This window comes from Micromonospora sp. DT233 (assembly GCF_049841815.1).
Lineage (GTDB): Bacteria > Actinomycetota > Actinomycetes > Mycobacteriales > Micromonosporaceae > Micromonospora.
The window spans coordinates 147,057-163,354 of sequence record NZ_JBNCLB010000015.1 but is presented as its reverse complement, the minus strand read 5'-3'; the positions used below and the strand labels follow the sequence as shown (position 1 = coordinate 163,354).

At 70.3% G+C, this 16,298-nt stretch carries 5 protein-coding genes; 2 read left to right on the top strand and 3 right to left on the bottom strand.

What is annotated here, in order from left to right; all coding sequences use genetic code 11:
* Together ACLQ2V_RS24565 and ACLQ2V_RS24560 are read right to left on the bottom strand one after the other, a co-directional pair.
* Positions 1–4,435, bottom strand: a 4,435-nt coding sequence (locus tag ACLQ2V_RS24565; RefSeq protein WP_425720928.1) for a beta-ketoacyl synthase N-terminal-like domain-containing protein, incomplete at its 3' end; no start/stop codon positions are given.
* 168 nt (positions 4,436–4,603) lie between these two features.
* The gene (locus ACLQ2V_RS24560; protein ID WP_425720927.1) at positions 4,604–6,340 is read right to left on the bottom strand and encodes an acyl-CoA dehydrogenase; all 1,737 of its coding nucleotides are present in this window, start codon (positions 6,338–6,340) and stop codon (positions 4,604–4,606) included.
* Positions 6,341–6,699: 359 nt separating this feature from the next.
* Between ACLQ2V_RS24560 and ACLQ2V_RS24555 the strand changes: the two genes are divergently transcribed.
* Together ACLQ2V_RS24555 and ACLQ2V_RS24550 are read left to right on the top strand one after the other, a co-directional pair.
* Complete coding sequence (locus ACLQ2V_RS24555) at positions 6,700–7,404, top strand: AfsR/SARP family transcriptional regulator (RefSeq protein ID WP_425720926.1); 705 nt, start codon at positions 6,700–6,702, stop codon at positions 7,402–7,404.
* Positions 7,405–7,929: 525 nt separating this feature from the next.
* Entirely contained in the window at positions 7,930–8,955 is a 1,026-nt protein-coding gene (locus ACLQ2V_RS24550; RefSeq protein WP_425720925.1) for a glycoside hydrolase family 11 protein, read from the top strand.
* A gap of 583 nt (positions 8,956–9,538) precedes the next feature.
* On the opposite strand, the gene ACLQ2V_RS24545 is transcribed toward ACLQ2V_RS24550, so the two are convergent.
* Positions 9,539–16,000: an RHS repeat domain-containing protein gene (locus ACLQ2V_RS24545; RefSeq protein WP_425720924.1), complete on the bottom strand. Its 6,462-nt coding sequence runs from the start codon at positions 15,998–16,000 to the stop codon at positions 9,539–9,541.
* Positions 16,001–16,298: the final 298 nt, after the last annotated feature.

Genomic DNA, 16,298 nt, shown 5'->3' with positions numbered 1-16,298 from the left:
CCGACGCCATACCCGGACTCAACCGCCCCGCGTACTCCCGCAACGCCGACGCGGAACGCGCCGAGACCACCAGCGGGGCCGGGCCGGGCGTCGTCGCCGGGCGGTCGGCGGGCGGCGCCTGCTCCAGCACGACGTGGGCGTTCGTTCCGCTGAGCCCGAACGAGGAGACTGCGGCCCGGCGGGGGCGGTCGAGCTCCGGCCAGTCGCGTCGTTCGGCCAGCAGCGCGACCCCGCCGGAGGCCCAGTCGACGTGCGTGGTGGGCCGGTCGACGTGCAGCGTCGCGGGGAGCACCCCGTGCCGCAGGGCCATCACCATCTTGATGACCCCACCGACGCCGGCCGCCGCCTGGGTGTGGCCGATGTTCGACTTCAACGACCCCAGATACACCGGCTCGGCGTCGACCGGCCGCTGCCCGTACGTCGCCAGCAGCGCTTCGGCCTCGATCGGGTCGCCGAGCCGGGTGCCGGTGCCGTGACCCTCCACCACGTCCACGTCGACCGTTCCGAGGCCGGCGTCGGCGAGCGCGCGGCGGATCACGCGCTGCTGCGCCAGGCCGTTCGGGGCGGTCAAGCCGTTCGACGCGCCGTCCTGGTTGACGGCGGTGCCGCGCACGACGGCCAGCACCGGGCGGCCGTCGCGCACCGCGTCGGAGAGGCGCTGCACCACCAGCACGCCCACGCCCTCCGACCAGCCGGTGCCGTCGGCCGCCTCCGCGTACGCCTTGCACCGCCCGTCCGCCGACAGGCCGCGCTGGCGGGAGAACTCCACGAAGAGGCCGGGCGTGGGCATGACGGTCACGCCGCCGGCCAGCGCCAACGAGCACTCACCCCGACGCAGCGCCTGCACCGCGAGGTGCAGCGCCACCAGCGACGAGGAGCAGGCCGTGTCGATCGTCAGGGCCGACCCTTCCAGGCCCAGGGCGTACGCGATCCGGCCGGAGACCACGCTCGTGTGGTTGCCGGTGAGCCGGAAGCCCTCGGCGTCACCGGCGGGCTCGGAGAGCCGCGGCCCGTAGTCCTGGGCCATCGCGCCGATGAAGACCCCGGTCGCACTGCCCCGCAACGACCCCGGCACCAGACCCGCCCGCTCCAACGCCTCCCACGACGTCTCCAACAACAACCGCTGCTGCGGATCCATCGCCAACGCCTCACGCGGCGAAATACCAAAGAACCCCGCATCGAACTCCGCCGCGTCATACAAGAACCCACCCCGACGCGTATACGACCGACCCACCGCATCCGGATCCGGATCAAACAGCTCGTCGACATCCCAACCACGATCCGACGGAAACTCCCCCACCACATCCGCACCCGCCACCACCAGATCCCACAACCCCTCCGGCGAACGCACCCCACCCGGGAACCGACAACCCATCCCCACGATCACGATGGGCTCGTCGGCCGGCGCGTCGGTCGGGGTAGGGGCCGGCGGAGGGGCCGGCGCGCCCTGCGGCGTCACGGAGATCTCGTCGACCAGGAACCGGGCCAGCACGGCCGGGGTGGGCCGGTCGAAGACGACCGCGGTGGGCAGCCGCAGGCCGGTCGCCGTGATCAGTCGGTTCCGCAGCTGCACGCCGGTCAGCGAGTCGAAGCCCAGGTCCTTGAAGGAGAGCGTGAAGTCGAGCTCCTCGGTGGTGGCGCCCAGCACGACGCGGACCTGCCGCCGGATCAGGTCCTCGGCGGCCGCCTGCCGGTCGGGCTCGGAGAGCCCGGCCCAGGCGGCCCGCAGGGTGCCGGTGGTGTCCTCGGCGGCCGGCTCGTCCTCCTGGGCCGTCGGGCCGGACCCGGAGGGCGCGAACGTCATCGTCGGGGCGTCGTCGAGCCAGTAGCGGCGGCGCTGGAACGCGTACGTCGGCAGGGCGACCCGCCGCGCGTCGAGGCCGTCGAAGGCGGGCTCCCAGTCCACCGCGACGCCGTTGACCCAGGCCTCGGCCAAGGCCGCGCGGAACTGCTCGGGGCCGCCGGCGTCGCGGCGCAGCGTGCCCACGGCCACGGCCGGCCGGTCCAGCTCCTCGGCGGTGTCGGCGATCGCCGCGGTCAGGATCGGGTGGGGGCTGACCTCGATGAAGGTGCGGTACCCGGCGGTCAGCAGCGCGCGCACGGCCGGGTCGAACCGGACCGCCTGGCGGGCGTTGCGGTACCAGTACGTCGTGTCCAGCTCCGCGGTGTCGTGCCACCGCGCGTCGACGGTCGAGAAGAACGGCACCGCCGAGGACCGGGGAGTGACCGTGCCGAGCAGTTCCCACAGCTCGTCCCGGATGCCGTCGACCTGCTCGGAGTGGCCGGCGCAATCGATCGGCAGCAGCCGGGCCCGCACCTCCCGGCGCGTGCACTCGGCGATCAGCTCGTGCAGGGCGGCGACCTCGCCCGAGACCGTGACGGCCCGGGGCCCGTTGATCGCGGCCACCGACAGCCGGCCGGGCCAGGCGCTCAGCAGCTCCTCCACCTGCTCGGCCGACAGGGCCACCGACGCCATGCCGCCCTGGCCGGCCAGCAGCGCGAAGGCCCGGCTGCGGCGGGCCACCAGGGCGGCCGCCCGTTCCAGGCTGAGGGCGCCGGCCACGTAGCAGGCGGCGATCTCACCCTGGGAGTGGCCGACGACCGCCGCCGGGACAACGCCGTAGGAGCGCCACAGCTCGGCCAGCGACACCATCACGGCGAAGAGCACCGGGTGCACCACGTCGAGCCGGTCGAGGGAGAGTTCGGGTGGCGCGTCGGGCCCGGCCCGCAGCACGTCGGTCAGCGCCCACGGCACGTGCGGGCGCAGCGCCTCCTCGCAGCGCCGGATGTGCTCGGCGAAGACCGGGGACCGCCGCATCAGCTCGGTCGCCATGCCGATCCACTGGGAGCCCTGGCCGGGGAAGACGAAGACCGCCCGCTCGGAGGCCGGCGCGACCGCGCCACGGGCCACGCCCGGCCGGTCGTCGTCGCCGGCCGCGATGCCGGCCAGGGCCGCCCGCATCGCGGCGGCGTCGGCCGCCGGCACGACCGCGCGGTGGGCGAACTCGGTGCGGGTCCGCACCAGCGACCAGGCGACGTCGGCCGGGTGCAGGTCGGGCCGCTCGTCCAGGTACGCGCCGAGGCGCCCGGCCTGGCCCCGCAGCGCCCCGGCCGTCTTCGCCGACAGCACCCACGGCGCGGAGTCCCGATCCGGCGCGTGGCGCGGCCGGGTGCCCCGGTCGTCGGCGTCGAGCGGGTCGGCCAGGACGACGTGGCAGTTCGTGCCGCCGACACCGAACGAGCTGACGCCGGCGACCAGTGGCCCCGGCCGCTCCACCGGCGCGTGGCCGGTGACCACCCGCAGCCCGAGGTCGTCGAGCGGGATGGCCGGGTTCGCGGTGTCGAAGTGCAGGCTCCGGTACAGCTCGCGGTTGCTGATGCTGAGCACGCACTTGATCAGGCCGGCGATGCCGGCGGCGGCCTCCAGGTGGCCGATGTTGGTCTTGACCGAGCCGACCGGCAGCGGCTCACCGCCGGAGCGCGCGGCCCCGAGCACCGCACCGAGCGCCCGGGCCTCGATCGGGTCACCCAGCCGGGTGCCGGTGCCGTGCAGTTCGACGTAGCGCACGTCGGCCGGTGCCACCCCGGCGTCGGCGTAGGCGAGCCGCAGCACCTCCTCCTGGGCGGCCTGCACCGGGCTGGTCAGGCTCTCGCCGCCGCCGTCGTTGCTCACCGCGCTGCCCCGGATCACGGCGTGGACCCGGTCACCGGCGGCCACCGCGTCGGAGAGCCGCTTGAGTACGACGAGCCCGCCGCCCTCGCCGCGTACGATGCCGTTGGCCCGCGCGTCGAAGGTGAAGCACCGGCCGTCGGGCGAGATGCCGCCGAACTCGGCCACGCTGACCGCGCTGTGCGCGACGATGTCGAGGTTGACGCCGCCGGCGATGGCCACGGTGGACTCGCCCCGGCGCAGGCTCTGCACGGCGAGGTGGACCGCGACCAGCGACGAAGACTGGCCGCTGTCGACCGTCAGGCTGGGCCCGCGCAGGCCCAGCAGGTACGACAGCCGGTTCGCGATGATGCCGCGCTGCAGGCCGGTCATGGTGTGCTGGGTGATCGACTCGAGCGGCCGTTGGTGTACCAGCGTCGCGTAGTCGTCCCAGATCGCGCCGACGAAGACGCCGGCCCGGTCGCCGCGCAGCGTGCCCGGCACGATTCCGGCGTCCTCAATGGCCTCCCAGCCCAGCTCCAGGACGAGCCGCTGCTGCGGGTCCATCGCGGCCGCCTCGCGCGGTGCGATGCCGAAGAAGGTGGCGTCGAACCGGTCTACGTCGTCGAGGAAGCCGCCCCGGCGCGGCACACCCGGTTCGGCGCCGGGGCGTTCGGTGATCGCGTCGACGCCGCCACGCAGCAGGCGGGCGAAGGCGCCGGGGTCGGCGGCCTGGGGAAAACGGCAGGACAGGCCTACGACGGCGATCGGCTCGTTGTCAAGCATGACGTCATGCACCTTCCGGTCAGGACGGCAGGATGAGGCGCGGCGGGCAGGATGGTGCCGCGCGGCCCCGTGACGGCGCTCGGTGGGCGGGCTCGCGTACGCGCAGCAGGGGTCGGTGCGCGCGTACGGCGAGGGTGAGGTCGAGGCGTGGGTTCGGCGAAGGTGTGGTCAGTGCGTGCCGGCGGCCGGTACGGCGGTGAAGGCGCTCACGTAGCCCGGCTCGGTGATCGGCGCGCCGACCAGGTCGGCGGGCACGTCGAGGGCCTCGGCCAGGGCGGCCGCGTGCGGCGCGAGCTCCGCGCAGAGCTCGTCGAGCAGGGCCGGGATGCGCCGGAGGACGGCCGGCGTGACGAGGCCCTCGGCGACGAACCAGCCGCCGCGCTCCTCGACCGCGGCGAGGAAGTGCAGCGCGACCAGACGGCTCAGCACGTGGCGGGTCTCGGGGTCGGGCGTCGCCGCGACGACGTCCCGGACGATCTCGGCGAGCAGCCGGAAGCCGTGTGCCTCGGCGGTCCGCTCGGCCAGCCCGAACCGGTCGTTCCACACCTCGAACTCGCTGAGTCCTTCGGCGCGGGCCTTGTCCAGCTCGGTGGTGAGCTGCTGGTGCAGGCGGCTCTCGCGGGCGGCGGCGAGCGTGGCCCAGGCGGCCGGGTCGAGCAGGCCGGACTCGTCGTCGAGCCGGCCGGACGCCTCCGGTGCCTGGTAACCGAGACCGAGCGCGAGGGTCCAGGCGATGTTGAGGTACAGGACCTGGGTGCTCAGCCCGGCCGCGTTGAAGGACTGGGCCAGCGCCTCGTAGTCGAGGAAGCGGTTCTGCGGGCTGAAGCCGAGCACGCCGGTCGCGCCACGGGTGGTCGCGGTGACCCGTTCGGCGATCTGATCGATGGCCGCCTTGAGCGTCATGATGGTGCGGATCGCGCCGGCGTCGCGGCCGGGTGGCTCGGGTGTCGTGATGGTCCGCACGGCCAGGGTGGAGACGTACGCCGAGGCGAGCGCGCCGAAGAGGGCACGCTGCTGGTTGCGGTACGCGATCACGGGCTGGAGCGGGGCGAAGGCACCGGCGTACGTGCCGTTGGTCTGCCTGATGTGCGCGAAGCGCAGCGCGGTGCTCGCCGCGGCCCGGGTGACGGCGGAGAGGCCGGCGGCCGCGCCCTCCCAGACGTAGCGGATCAGCCGGGAGGCCTGGCGTGACCGCATGGTGGGGTCGGGCAAGACGTCGGTGAACGTGCCGTCCTCGCCGATCGAGGCCTGGTCCCGCAGCCAGTTCCGGTACGGGACGCGCACCTGGTCGAAGGAGACGGCCGCCCAGTCGAGCGGCAGCGCGGGGGGCGACGGCACGGGTTCGACGCGGACGCCGGGCAACGGGCCGTCGGCGTCGCGCAGCGGCACGACGAAGCAGAAGTTGCCGCACTCGCGGCCGTCGACGTGCAGGGCCGCGGTGACGATGCCGACCCGGGCGATGCCCGCGCAGGCGACGCTGGGCGGGTACTTCACCGCGTCGGCGCCCGGGGTGTGCAGCACGAACTCTTCGGTTTCGCGGTCGTAGACGGCCCGGGTGCGCACCGCGGCGTTGCTGTTGCCGTGGCCCAGCTCCGTCATCAGTAGGGCACCGGTCACGGTCAGGGAGTTCAGCTCGCCCAGCAGGGGCGTCAGGTCGTCGCGGCCGGCCCCGAACTCGAGAATCGCGCCCACGGTCGTGCAGTGGTGCAGGAAGAACGCATAGAACAGGCTCGGGTCGGCGATGGCCGCCCATTCGAGCAGCGGGAAGAGCGTCTCCCGGCGCTGGAGCAGCGGAACGTCGTCGTGCACGGCGGCGCTCAACCGGCGCAGCCGCTCGTAGGTCAGCGCGTGCCGCTCGCTTTCCGGGAGCCCTTGCGGCCGCCCGTAGAAATCCGCAGGATACAATCCTTTTAGTTGATCAATTGTGAGGCGCCCGGGGCCTTGGTGTGATAATCGCCATAGAGCTTCGCGGACAGCTGCCGAGTCCAAAGCACGTTCCCCCGTGTGTCGTTGAGAAGCGGCCGGGGACCTGCATCGACGCAGATCACGAGCCGGGCCGCCTTTCCGTCACCCAGGCTGGCAACCTTCCGCACAGTTTTCGCATAGACATCGCACATAACCCTTGGCCGCTCGGCCTGCGGTACTGTCCACTGCGATCTGGTGCACGGCGGATCGGGGGATCGCTCATGCCGATGTTCAGGCTGCTTGGACCAGTTGCCATCGAAAAAGAACCGGGGTGTCTCGCCCCCGTGGTGGTGCCTCTGGTGCGCGCGCTGCTCCTCGCGCTGCTGCTCTACGCCGATCGCTACGTATCCTTCAACACCCTGGCCGAACACCTGTGGTTCGAGCCCCCGCTCAGCGCCCAGGCCAATCTGCGGACCCACGCGACCGCCCTGCGCCGCGTCCTCGCGCAGATCGCACCCGGCCAGCAGGACAGGTTGCACACCCGCCGGGGCGGCGTCGGCGGCACCGGCGCGTACCGGCTGGAGGCCAGGGCCGAGGAGATCGACTCCGCGGCCTTCACCGAGCTCGCCTACCGCGGCCAGCGTGAGCTCATGACGTCGCAGCCGGCCGCCGCGGTCGACACGCTGCGCCAGGCCCTGCGGCTGTGGCGCGGCGACGTCACCGAGGACGTGCCGCAGACCCTGCCGCTGAGCTCCTGGGCCATGTCGATGCGCGAGCGCCGGCTGACCGTGATCGACGACCTGGCCCAGGCCCGGCTCGCGGTCGGCGACCACGTCGGCCTGGCCGCCATGCTCCGCCGACACTCGAGCGCCAACCCGATGCGCGAGCGCGCCGCCGAGAATCTGATGCGCGCGTTGGACGCCACCTCCGACCGGCCGGGAGCGATCGCCGCCTTCCAGGAATACCGGGTACGCCTCATCGCCGAGCTCGGCATCGAGCCGTCACCGCGGCTGCAGAAGCTGCACCTGAGCCTGCTGCGCGGTGAACCCATCGGCCACCTCTAGTCGCGCCTGCCGCACGGCGGCCGACGCTGCGGCACCGCCGCCTGCCCCCTGCTCACGCGTGCGGCCAGGACATTCGCATCCGCTCGACCGGCGAGTCGTCTGGTTGCAGGCACTGCCTTCCTGTCGTACGCCACGCCAAGGCCGGCCCCCGAGATAGAAAGTTTCGGTCGCGCGGCCTGGATCACCGCGCTGCCCCCTGGGGGCCCAACTGACCATGCGGAACATGCGTCCCAGACCATGGCCGCCAGCCCGTCGGAGCCACCTAGGGGCCCCGCCTCGCCAAGAGGAAGTTTCGGCAATGTTTCGGAAAATCGTTGACAGCCCGGAAGCCGGAGCCCTACCCTCAACATCGACAGCCCTCAATTCCACCGTCGTCACCCGCCGCGACCCAGTCAAGTCGTGGAGGACCGTCCATCCACCCCTGCGGTGAGGCGCGGAATGACCGGCTGCCGCACCTGGCCACCGACAGCCCACCGGGTCGCATCCCGGGGCTGGCCACCAGCTGCCACGAGGAGGAACACGTACATGAACCGCACCTCGACCATTCCGCGCAGGAGCAGTCGCATACGGCTGCTCCTCGGTGCCGCGTGCGCCGCAGCGCTCGCCGTCACCGGCACGTTCATCGCCACGCCCAACGCGCACGCCGAATCCGACCGGACCCTCACCTCGAACCTCACCGGCACGCACAACGGCTACTACTTCTCGTTCTGGAAGGACAGCGGCAACGCCAGCATGACGCTGCGCGCCGACGGCCGATACAGCAGCAGTTGGGACCGGAGCACCAACAACTGGGTCGGCGGCAAGGGCTGGGCCACCGGCAGCCGACGGACGGTCAGCTACTCGGGCAGCTACAACCCGGGCAACAACAACACCTACCTCGCCCTGTACGGATGGACGCGCAACCCGCTCATCGAGTACTACGTGGTGGAGAACTTCGGCAGCTTCAACCCGAGCAGCGGCGCCCAGCGGATGGGCACGGTCACCACCGACGGCGGCACCTACGACATCCTGCGCAGCCAGCGGGTCAACGCGCCCTGCATCGACGGCGACCGCTGCACGTTCTACCAGTACTGGAGCGTGCGCCAGCAGAAGCGGAGCAGCGGCACCATCACGACCGCCAACCACTTCGACGCCTGGGCCCGCGCCGGCCTGAACCTCGGCAACCACCACTACCAGATCATGGCCACCGAGGGTTACCAGAGCAGCGGCAGCTCCGACATCACCGTCTGGGAAGGCGGCGGGGGCAACCCCACCACCCCCGGCCCGACCACCACCCCGCCCCCGAACGGCAACTGCACGGCGGTGCTGTCGGCGGGCGACAAGTGGGGTGACCGGTTCAACCTGAACGTCGCGGTCAGCGGCACCAACAGCTGGGTGGTCAACCTCGGCCTCAATGGCGGCCAGTCCATCCAGAACAGTTGGAACGCCTCGGTCAGCGGCACCAGCGGCACCGTCACCGCCAGGCCGAACGGCAACGGCAACAACTTCGGCATCACGGTCATGGCCAACGGCAACTGGACCTGGCCGACGGTCACCTGCCAGACCGGCTGACACCGGCCCGACGAACCCCTACGAGGTGGCGTGCCGGCCTGGCCGGCACGCCACCTCGTCGCTGACACATTTTCAGCGGCCGGTTGCGGATCCCCGGCCATGGTTCATGGCCAGGGATCCGCACGCGACCTCGAGCACCAGCACCAGCACCAGCACCAGCACCAGCTTCTAGCTAGGCACGTCCACAGCGGCGACGAACTCGCCGGGCGGTCGATAGCCGTGAGAACTCACGTAGTGCGAAATGAGCACCGGCGCAAGATAGCAAATGCCCTGCTCGCCCCGCACCAGTATCTCGCCGTTCCCCGTGGCGCCCAGACTTCGCAGTCTTTCCAGCAGAGCCGTCCCGCCATCATCCATACTGACCTCCGACCGCGCTCGCTCAAGACAGAACGGGCAGAGGTGGAAACCGCGGGTCACATTTATCGGCTTGTCCGTCAAGGCACAGAGGCGATCCACGAAGGATGCGGCGACCGATCCCGAAGGGAACGGTTGGGAAGCATCCAGCCAGCCCACGTTCAGGCATGGAGAACAGCCCGCCGCTGGCGCGTTGTAGGAGTACGGGCTCAAATCGGGATAGTACATATCAGAAGAAGACCTCACGACACACGGCCATGTGACAGACACCGCTGATCGTACCGTCCGCCAGCATGTCGCCGAGGAGTCGGTCCCCTTGCACGACAATGGACCCGGTCAGGATGTTCAAGCCGTTCGGCTGGCCGATGGTGTAATTCGGAACCTGATCTCCGGGGCCGAAGGTCTCAGCTGGCTTCATGCTTCTGGCTCCTCCCTCCACGCGAAGGCCGTCCACGTCGAGGATTTTTTCACCGTGCTGCACGTAGAAGTGCAGGTAGGTTCCACTCGAAAGTGGTGGAGTGTAACCGTTCGACGAGAAGTACCAACCGTGGCCAGCAACCACCTTTCCGCCATCCTTGCGGCCGCCGCTGGTCACTGCGGGCTTGTTCTTGCCCGGCTTCTTTCCTCTGGAGTCGTCGTCGCCCTTGGGCGCAGGCTTCTTACCTCCTCCCGGGGCAGGAGCAGGGTCAGGCGTGGGAGTCGGGCCGCCGTCACTGTCCGGGGCGTCCGTCGGACTCCGGTCGCCGGAAGGCGAGTCCGGCGTCACGTCGGTCTTTGCATGTGGATCGGGGATGCCCAGCTTCTTGGACAGCTCGTGCGCCCGCTTGACGCCATTCTTCGCCATCGCGGCGACGCCGCCGGCGCCCGCAGTCAACGCGGTGATGAGCAGGTCGACGAGCGCTCCGCCGATGACCTTGCCGCACGCGTACGGATCGGGCGTCATTGCGCAGGAGTCGAGCATGTCGCAGATGCCACTCAACGCACAGGTCCAGCCGAGGACCTCGCTGCCGGTCTTCTCCTCCCACTTCTCGGCCTCACCCTTGACCGCCTTGTAGGCGCCGCCGAGATTGTTGATCAGCTTCCAGATTCCTTGCAGCATCGCCAGCAGGTTGAGGGCGTCGAAGATCCCGTCCATGACGCCGCAGAGGAACGTCTTGCAGTCGCCCCAGAACAGTCCGCTCGGGTCCGAGAAGGTGATCGGGTTGTTGTTGGCGTAGGCGTACCCGTGCATCTGCTGCGGGTTGCTGAAGTCGATGATCGGGTCGACGGAGATGAACCGCCCGAGGTTCGGGTCGTACTCGCGGGCCCCCAGGTGGACCAATCCGCTGGGATCGACGTCACCGCCGACGAAACCCTTGGTGTTGACCCAGGTCGGTGGGCTCCCGCGTTCCTCACCGAACGGCGTCTGCCGTCGTCGAGTGACCGTCTGTGCCGCATCCGCGCTGACGGCCACCTGGGCGGTGCCTTGCAGGTCGGAGCAGAGCCACTTGACCCCCGCCCCGGTCCGCTGGGCCACGATCTCACCGTTGAAGTTGTAGTACCGGGTCGCGGACACGACCGTGCCGCTCAGTTCGAGCTGCATGCCTCCCAGGTAGAGGGTCTTGGTTCCGTTCGACGACTTGGCGAGCAGCCGGCTGCCGAGACCGTCGTACACGTAGCTGGTCGTGCCCTTGGAGTCGCTCACCGAGGCGAGGTGTCCTTCGGCGTCCCAGCTCAGGGTCTGCTGACCGTTGGGGCCTGGGCGGGTCTTGGTGTTGCCGGCCTCGTCGTAGGTGTAGGCGCCGGTCTTGACGACCTGTCCGGTGGCGTTCTTGACGGTGTACCCGTCGACCAGGTGCGGCTTGACCGCGGGCTGCCCCTGCTGCCGGTTGGCGTACTCGGTGGTGAGCACTCCGGAGGGGGTGAGGTGGTCGACCTCCTTGAGCCGGGAGCCGGTCCTGCCAGCCGGGTCGGTCGGGGCACCGAAGTCCCAGCTCTGCCAGTACGGCGCTGCGCCGCCCATCGGAGTGCTCTCCGGGGCGGTGGCGCAGTCGGAGGACGCCGGGGTCCACGCCTGCGTGAGCCGGCGTAGGTGGTCGTACTCGAAGCACTGGGTGTCACGCTGACCGTTGAGCGGATTGTCGTCGACCTTGACGAGGTTTCCGGCGTGGTCGTACTCGTATTGGGTGTCGCTGACGTACGACGAGCCCGTGGACCTCAGGACCGCGGTGCGTTCCACCCGGCGGGTGGCCTCGTCGTACTCCCGCTTGGACTGCAACACCGTGCTGCCGGTCAACGCGGTGGACCGGTTGATGTAGCTCGACTCGCCGAAGTTGGTGTATCCCGCGTCGATCACGTAGTGCGTGGCGTCGCCGTAGTTCGTGGCGAGGGACTTCGGCAGGCCCAGCGTCGTGTCGTACCCGTAGGTGACGGTCTCCGAGGTGAGGTTGCCGGCCGCCGGCATGGTGACAGTGTTGGTGCTGCCGTCCGGCTTGTAGCTGGTGCGGAAGGCGTACGAGCCGGCGAGCAGGCCCTCGACGGCCGGGATCGTCGCCTTCGTCTGGGTGGGGCGGTACAGGGCGTCGGCCGTCACCAGCTCGGACTTGTACTCGTCGGTGCCCATCCACCGCGATACCGACTTGGTCAGGCCCTTGGCCGGGAGGTCATAGGTCCACTCGACCCGCTTCGCCCCGGTCGCCGAGCCGTCCCGCACGGTCGAGGGACGCCCGAGCAGGGGCTCGTAGGTGTGCGCCAGGGTGATCCCCCGGGCCTCGTCCCGCACGGTTTCCAACTGGTCGGCGCTGGTGTAGGTACGACTCGTGGCGCCCCGGTCCGGGTCGACCGTCCGCTTCAGGCGGCCCAGCTCGTCGTACTCGAACGTCCACTTGTTGCGAGAGGCATCCTGGACCTCCTCAAGCTGGCCGTTCTGGTGGTAGCGGTAACGTGTCTCGTCCGCCGTGCCGCTGGGCGTCGCGCCGTGGTACTCCAACAGGCGGGTCGCCCGACCTTCGAGGTCGGTGTAGACCGTGGTGGCGGTGCCGCCCTCCGGTGGAGTGGTGTCCACCCGGTCACCGTGGTAGGCAACCTTGGTGCGCCACTTCTCGACGTTCTCCGAATAGAAGATCGTGTCGGTGACCCGGCCAGCGGAGTCGTACTCGTACCGGGTCTGCGTCGGCATGTCCAGGTCGTAGCCGAGGAAGAGCGTCGTGCCCGGCGTGCTCTGGTTGTAGTGCGCAGCGTTGGACTTCCAGACGGCGCCGGCGCTGTTGTAGAAGGTGTCGGTAATCGTCCGACCGCCGCCGACGGCTGGTGTCTGGGTCTGGCGGGGGCGCAGCAGGCCGTCGAAGAGCTCGTATCGGGTGAGTTGGTCCCCGTTGGCGTTGATGACCTTGGTGGTCACCGCGTTCGGCGCGGTCTTGCTGATGACGTAGTCGAATTCGGCGTTCGGCGTCGGGTTGGTTGCCACCGGGCGGTCCGGCAGCCGCACCGACGTGCGACGTCCCAGAGCGTCGTAGGTGACTCCGGTGATCCGGCTGTTGACGTCGCTCTCCCGGGTGACCACACCCCAGGCCGGGTCCAGCGTCACCGTGCTGGTCCAGTTCGCGTTGTTGGTCGTCGTGACCGAGGTCAGCGGGCCGCCCGCCGCCGGAGTGAAGGCTGACTTGCTGACCCTGCCGGCGACGTCGGTCGACTCGACGGTCCGGCCCTGGGCGTCGTGCTGGTAGGTGCCGACCACCTGGAAGGTGGGGTTGCCGCCGTTCCAGGACGCCATCCGCTCGACCTTCGACACGAGGCCCTTGGTCGGGACGGTGCCGTGGGCGAGCTGGTCGTAGGAGAACCGCATGTCCGAGGTGACCTGCGCGGCGCTGGTCGGCCCGGCGGTGCAGTCGCCCGACCAGCTACGCACCCGCTTCGACGAGCGGAGCACCCACACGTCCGCGTTGGTGTTCGACAGGTACTCGTGGCTCAGACACCGATCGTCGTTCGGATCGGCCGGGTCGCCCAGATTCTTGATCTTCAGTGGCGCAGCGTCCTGCGCATACTCGGTCACTGTCGCGCTGCGACGCCAGCTTTCCCCGTCGAGCAGAGTGCGGGTCTCCCGCTTCTCCACCGCCACGTACCGAGCCTCGACCGTCGAGTCGTTGATGGTCCGGGTGGCCGTCGGAGTGGTGGATCGCCATGGGGTGGACACCACCCCGGCCAGCACCTCGCCGTCCAGGTATCCGACCTGCTCGCGAGGAATGCCCGCGTACTGCTCGAGGTCGGCGACCGACCCGCCCTCCATCCCAGCGACGCTGACGTTCCGGGTGCCGGTGGAGGTCTTGTCGCCGTGCATGCCCCGGAAGTACAACGTCCGAGTCACCTGCTGCTTGGGGCCCTCGCCGACCTTTGTCACCACGTACGGGTAGCCCCGCCACTGCGACCAGGTCTTGCGCTTCGGGTCGATCAGCCCGTCGTCGCTGTCGTAGTGCCACAGCGGCAGGTTCGACGGATTTTCGTACGAGTAGAAGATCTTCGAGGCAGGCGCCCCGCCGGTGTGGTCGATCTGCTGCACCTGCGTGACGACGTACTTGTGGAAGTAGTCCGTGATGTCGTCGGTCCTGCCCTGCGGTGTCCACCGCACGGGGTAACAGCGCAGCTTGTTGTTCTCCGCGGCGGAGGGCATGACGCTGCCCTTGACGCACTCGCGACCGCTGTAGCTGACCGAGATCTCGCCGCCGCTCTCCGAGCGGATCGAACCGACACGCCACCAGTTCATCGCCGGGGCCCAGTCCGCGCCGCTGGCATCGACCCGGTTGGGCATCTGGATACCGGCGAAGGTGACCTCGGGTAGGGAGATGGCGGTGCCGTTCAGTCCCTTGTGGGTGATACCGGCGAGCCAGAGGCCGGCCCGGGTGGTGTCACCGGGGTCGGGGAACGTCTGACGCAGGTTCCACTGGTCGACGTCCTGGTGGCGGCCCAGGTCGGCCCGCCACACCTTGGTGGTCACCGCGGTCAGCCGCTTGCTGCTCCAGAAGGTCGGCGACCCGATCTGGCAGTTGGTGCTGTTCTCGGTGCACTCGTGGTCCCACGGGGTGTCCGGCCAGGTGGTGGCGTCCTTCGTGGCGCAGTTCGACAGGCACCGGTCAGCGACCTGAAAGTGCACCTGCGCCGGCGTCGCGGTCGTGGCGAAGACACTGTCGGTGCCGGACCGGTTGTTGGTGCCGTAGTCGATCCGCGTCGGGTATCCACCCCGGTGGTACGCGACGGGCTCGTCGCGCTTCTGGTTCTGCGCGTAGTAGTTGGTCTCCCGCTTGTACCACAGTGAGGTGGTGTTGCCGAAGCGGTCTTCGATGTAGTCGAGGTTCCAGCGCCACGCCTGGTCGCAGAACGAGTCAGCGAAGGAATTTTCGTGGCAGGGTTCGCCGGCGTTGTTGCCGGCCACCGGAGCGGAGAGCACGGAATTCGTCTCCGGCATGTCGGTGGCCCATCCGGGCAGGCGGTGCCGGCCGAACCAATACTTGGTGCCGTCAGCGGTGGTGACCCGCCAGTACTCGTTGTCGTCGTCGCCGTTGCCGAACGCCGCGTTCTTCAGCAGCTCGACGCGCGAGCCGTCCTCGCGCACCGGGTGCCAGCGACCGTCGGCCCCCTTGAGCAGCTCGTTCGCGCTGCCGTTGAGCGAGATGACCGCGTTCTCGGTACCCCAGCACCGGTCCCACGTCTCGGTGGAATTGTTGGCGTTGCCGTCCATGTCGTCGGCGCAGGACTTGTAACTGCGTTCGATGAATCCCGGCTCGTAGCTGAACCCCTCCCCGATCCAGCCCGGCTGGTTGTTCGAGGCGGCGTGCCGGCCGTCCACTGCCTGCGAGGAATAGGCAAACGCGAGCTGCGGCGCGGGGCCGCCGACCGACGGCGGGACCCGCATGGGGTACGCCCAGGTGAAGCCACCCGAGGAGCCGGTGTGGCCCCACGTGGCCGACGGCGACAGGCTGCTGGCCGCGAGGTCGCCCGAGCCGCCGGCAGCGCCGGCCGCCAGAGCGACGAGGGCCGACGTCTGCGGGCGGGCGGCGATCCGCTCGGCGGTGCCGTCCGGGGCGCTGGCCAGGGGCACGTCGGCGGTGACCGTACCGGCGCCGGAGTCCAGCGATGAGCTCAGCGGCACCGACGTGCAGGCAGCCGAGGACGGCTGCTCCAGTGCACATTCCGGCAGGACCGACAAGCGCAGCCGCGCGGCCCAGTCGGCGCCATAGGCGGACCGGAACCCGGAGAAGTCAGCCGAAAAGCGGACCGCTGCGCCGTCGGTGGCGCCGTCGGTGCGGCTGACCCGATAGAGGACACCTCTGACACCCGCGGCTGCCGCCGCGGCCTGGGACAGCACTTGGACCTTCACCCGACCGGGCTTGCCGCCCCGGGCGGGGGCGTCGACCCGCACGGGCAACTCGCCGGGGCGTACCCGGGCCTTCGCTCCCGCCGGGAGCCGAGCGGGAATAGCGGTGAGGTCGGCCTCTGCCGCGGCGGCGGCGGGCCAGACGGGCGGCGGACGCTTGACCTTCGCCGCCGCCTCAGCCGGATCCGCAGCCGGCCGGGTGGCCGGCACCGGGCGACCGTCGACCGAGCGGTACCGCTGCGCCTCCTCCGACTTGAACACCGTGGCGGCTGCCGCCCGCTCGGGCACGAAGGCACCAGACGTCACCGTCAGCACCATCGCCATGGCCACGACCAGCCCGTGCATGGCCCGTCGTCTGAGCCGGCTGGTGAGCCGCCGTGGCCTCGGCCGCCGAGTCGTTCGCTCGGCGGTTCCTTCCGATATAGACACGTATTTCCCTCTTTGATCAGGCGCCCCTGGGCGCAGGCATGGCAGGTGGTGAGTCAGTGGGCGTCAGCCGCACGGCACCCGGGCAGCAGTCCGGGCAGGCACTCGCTCGCGTGAGCGCAGGTCGAATGGCCTTGGCGCAGGGCGAAGCAGCGATCCGGAGGCATGCTGGCCCGACGCAGCGGTGGCTACGTGATGATCGTCTTCGTCGACAGTG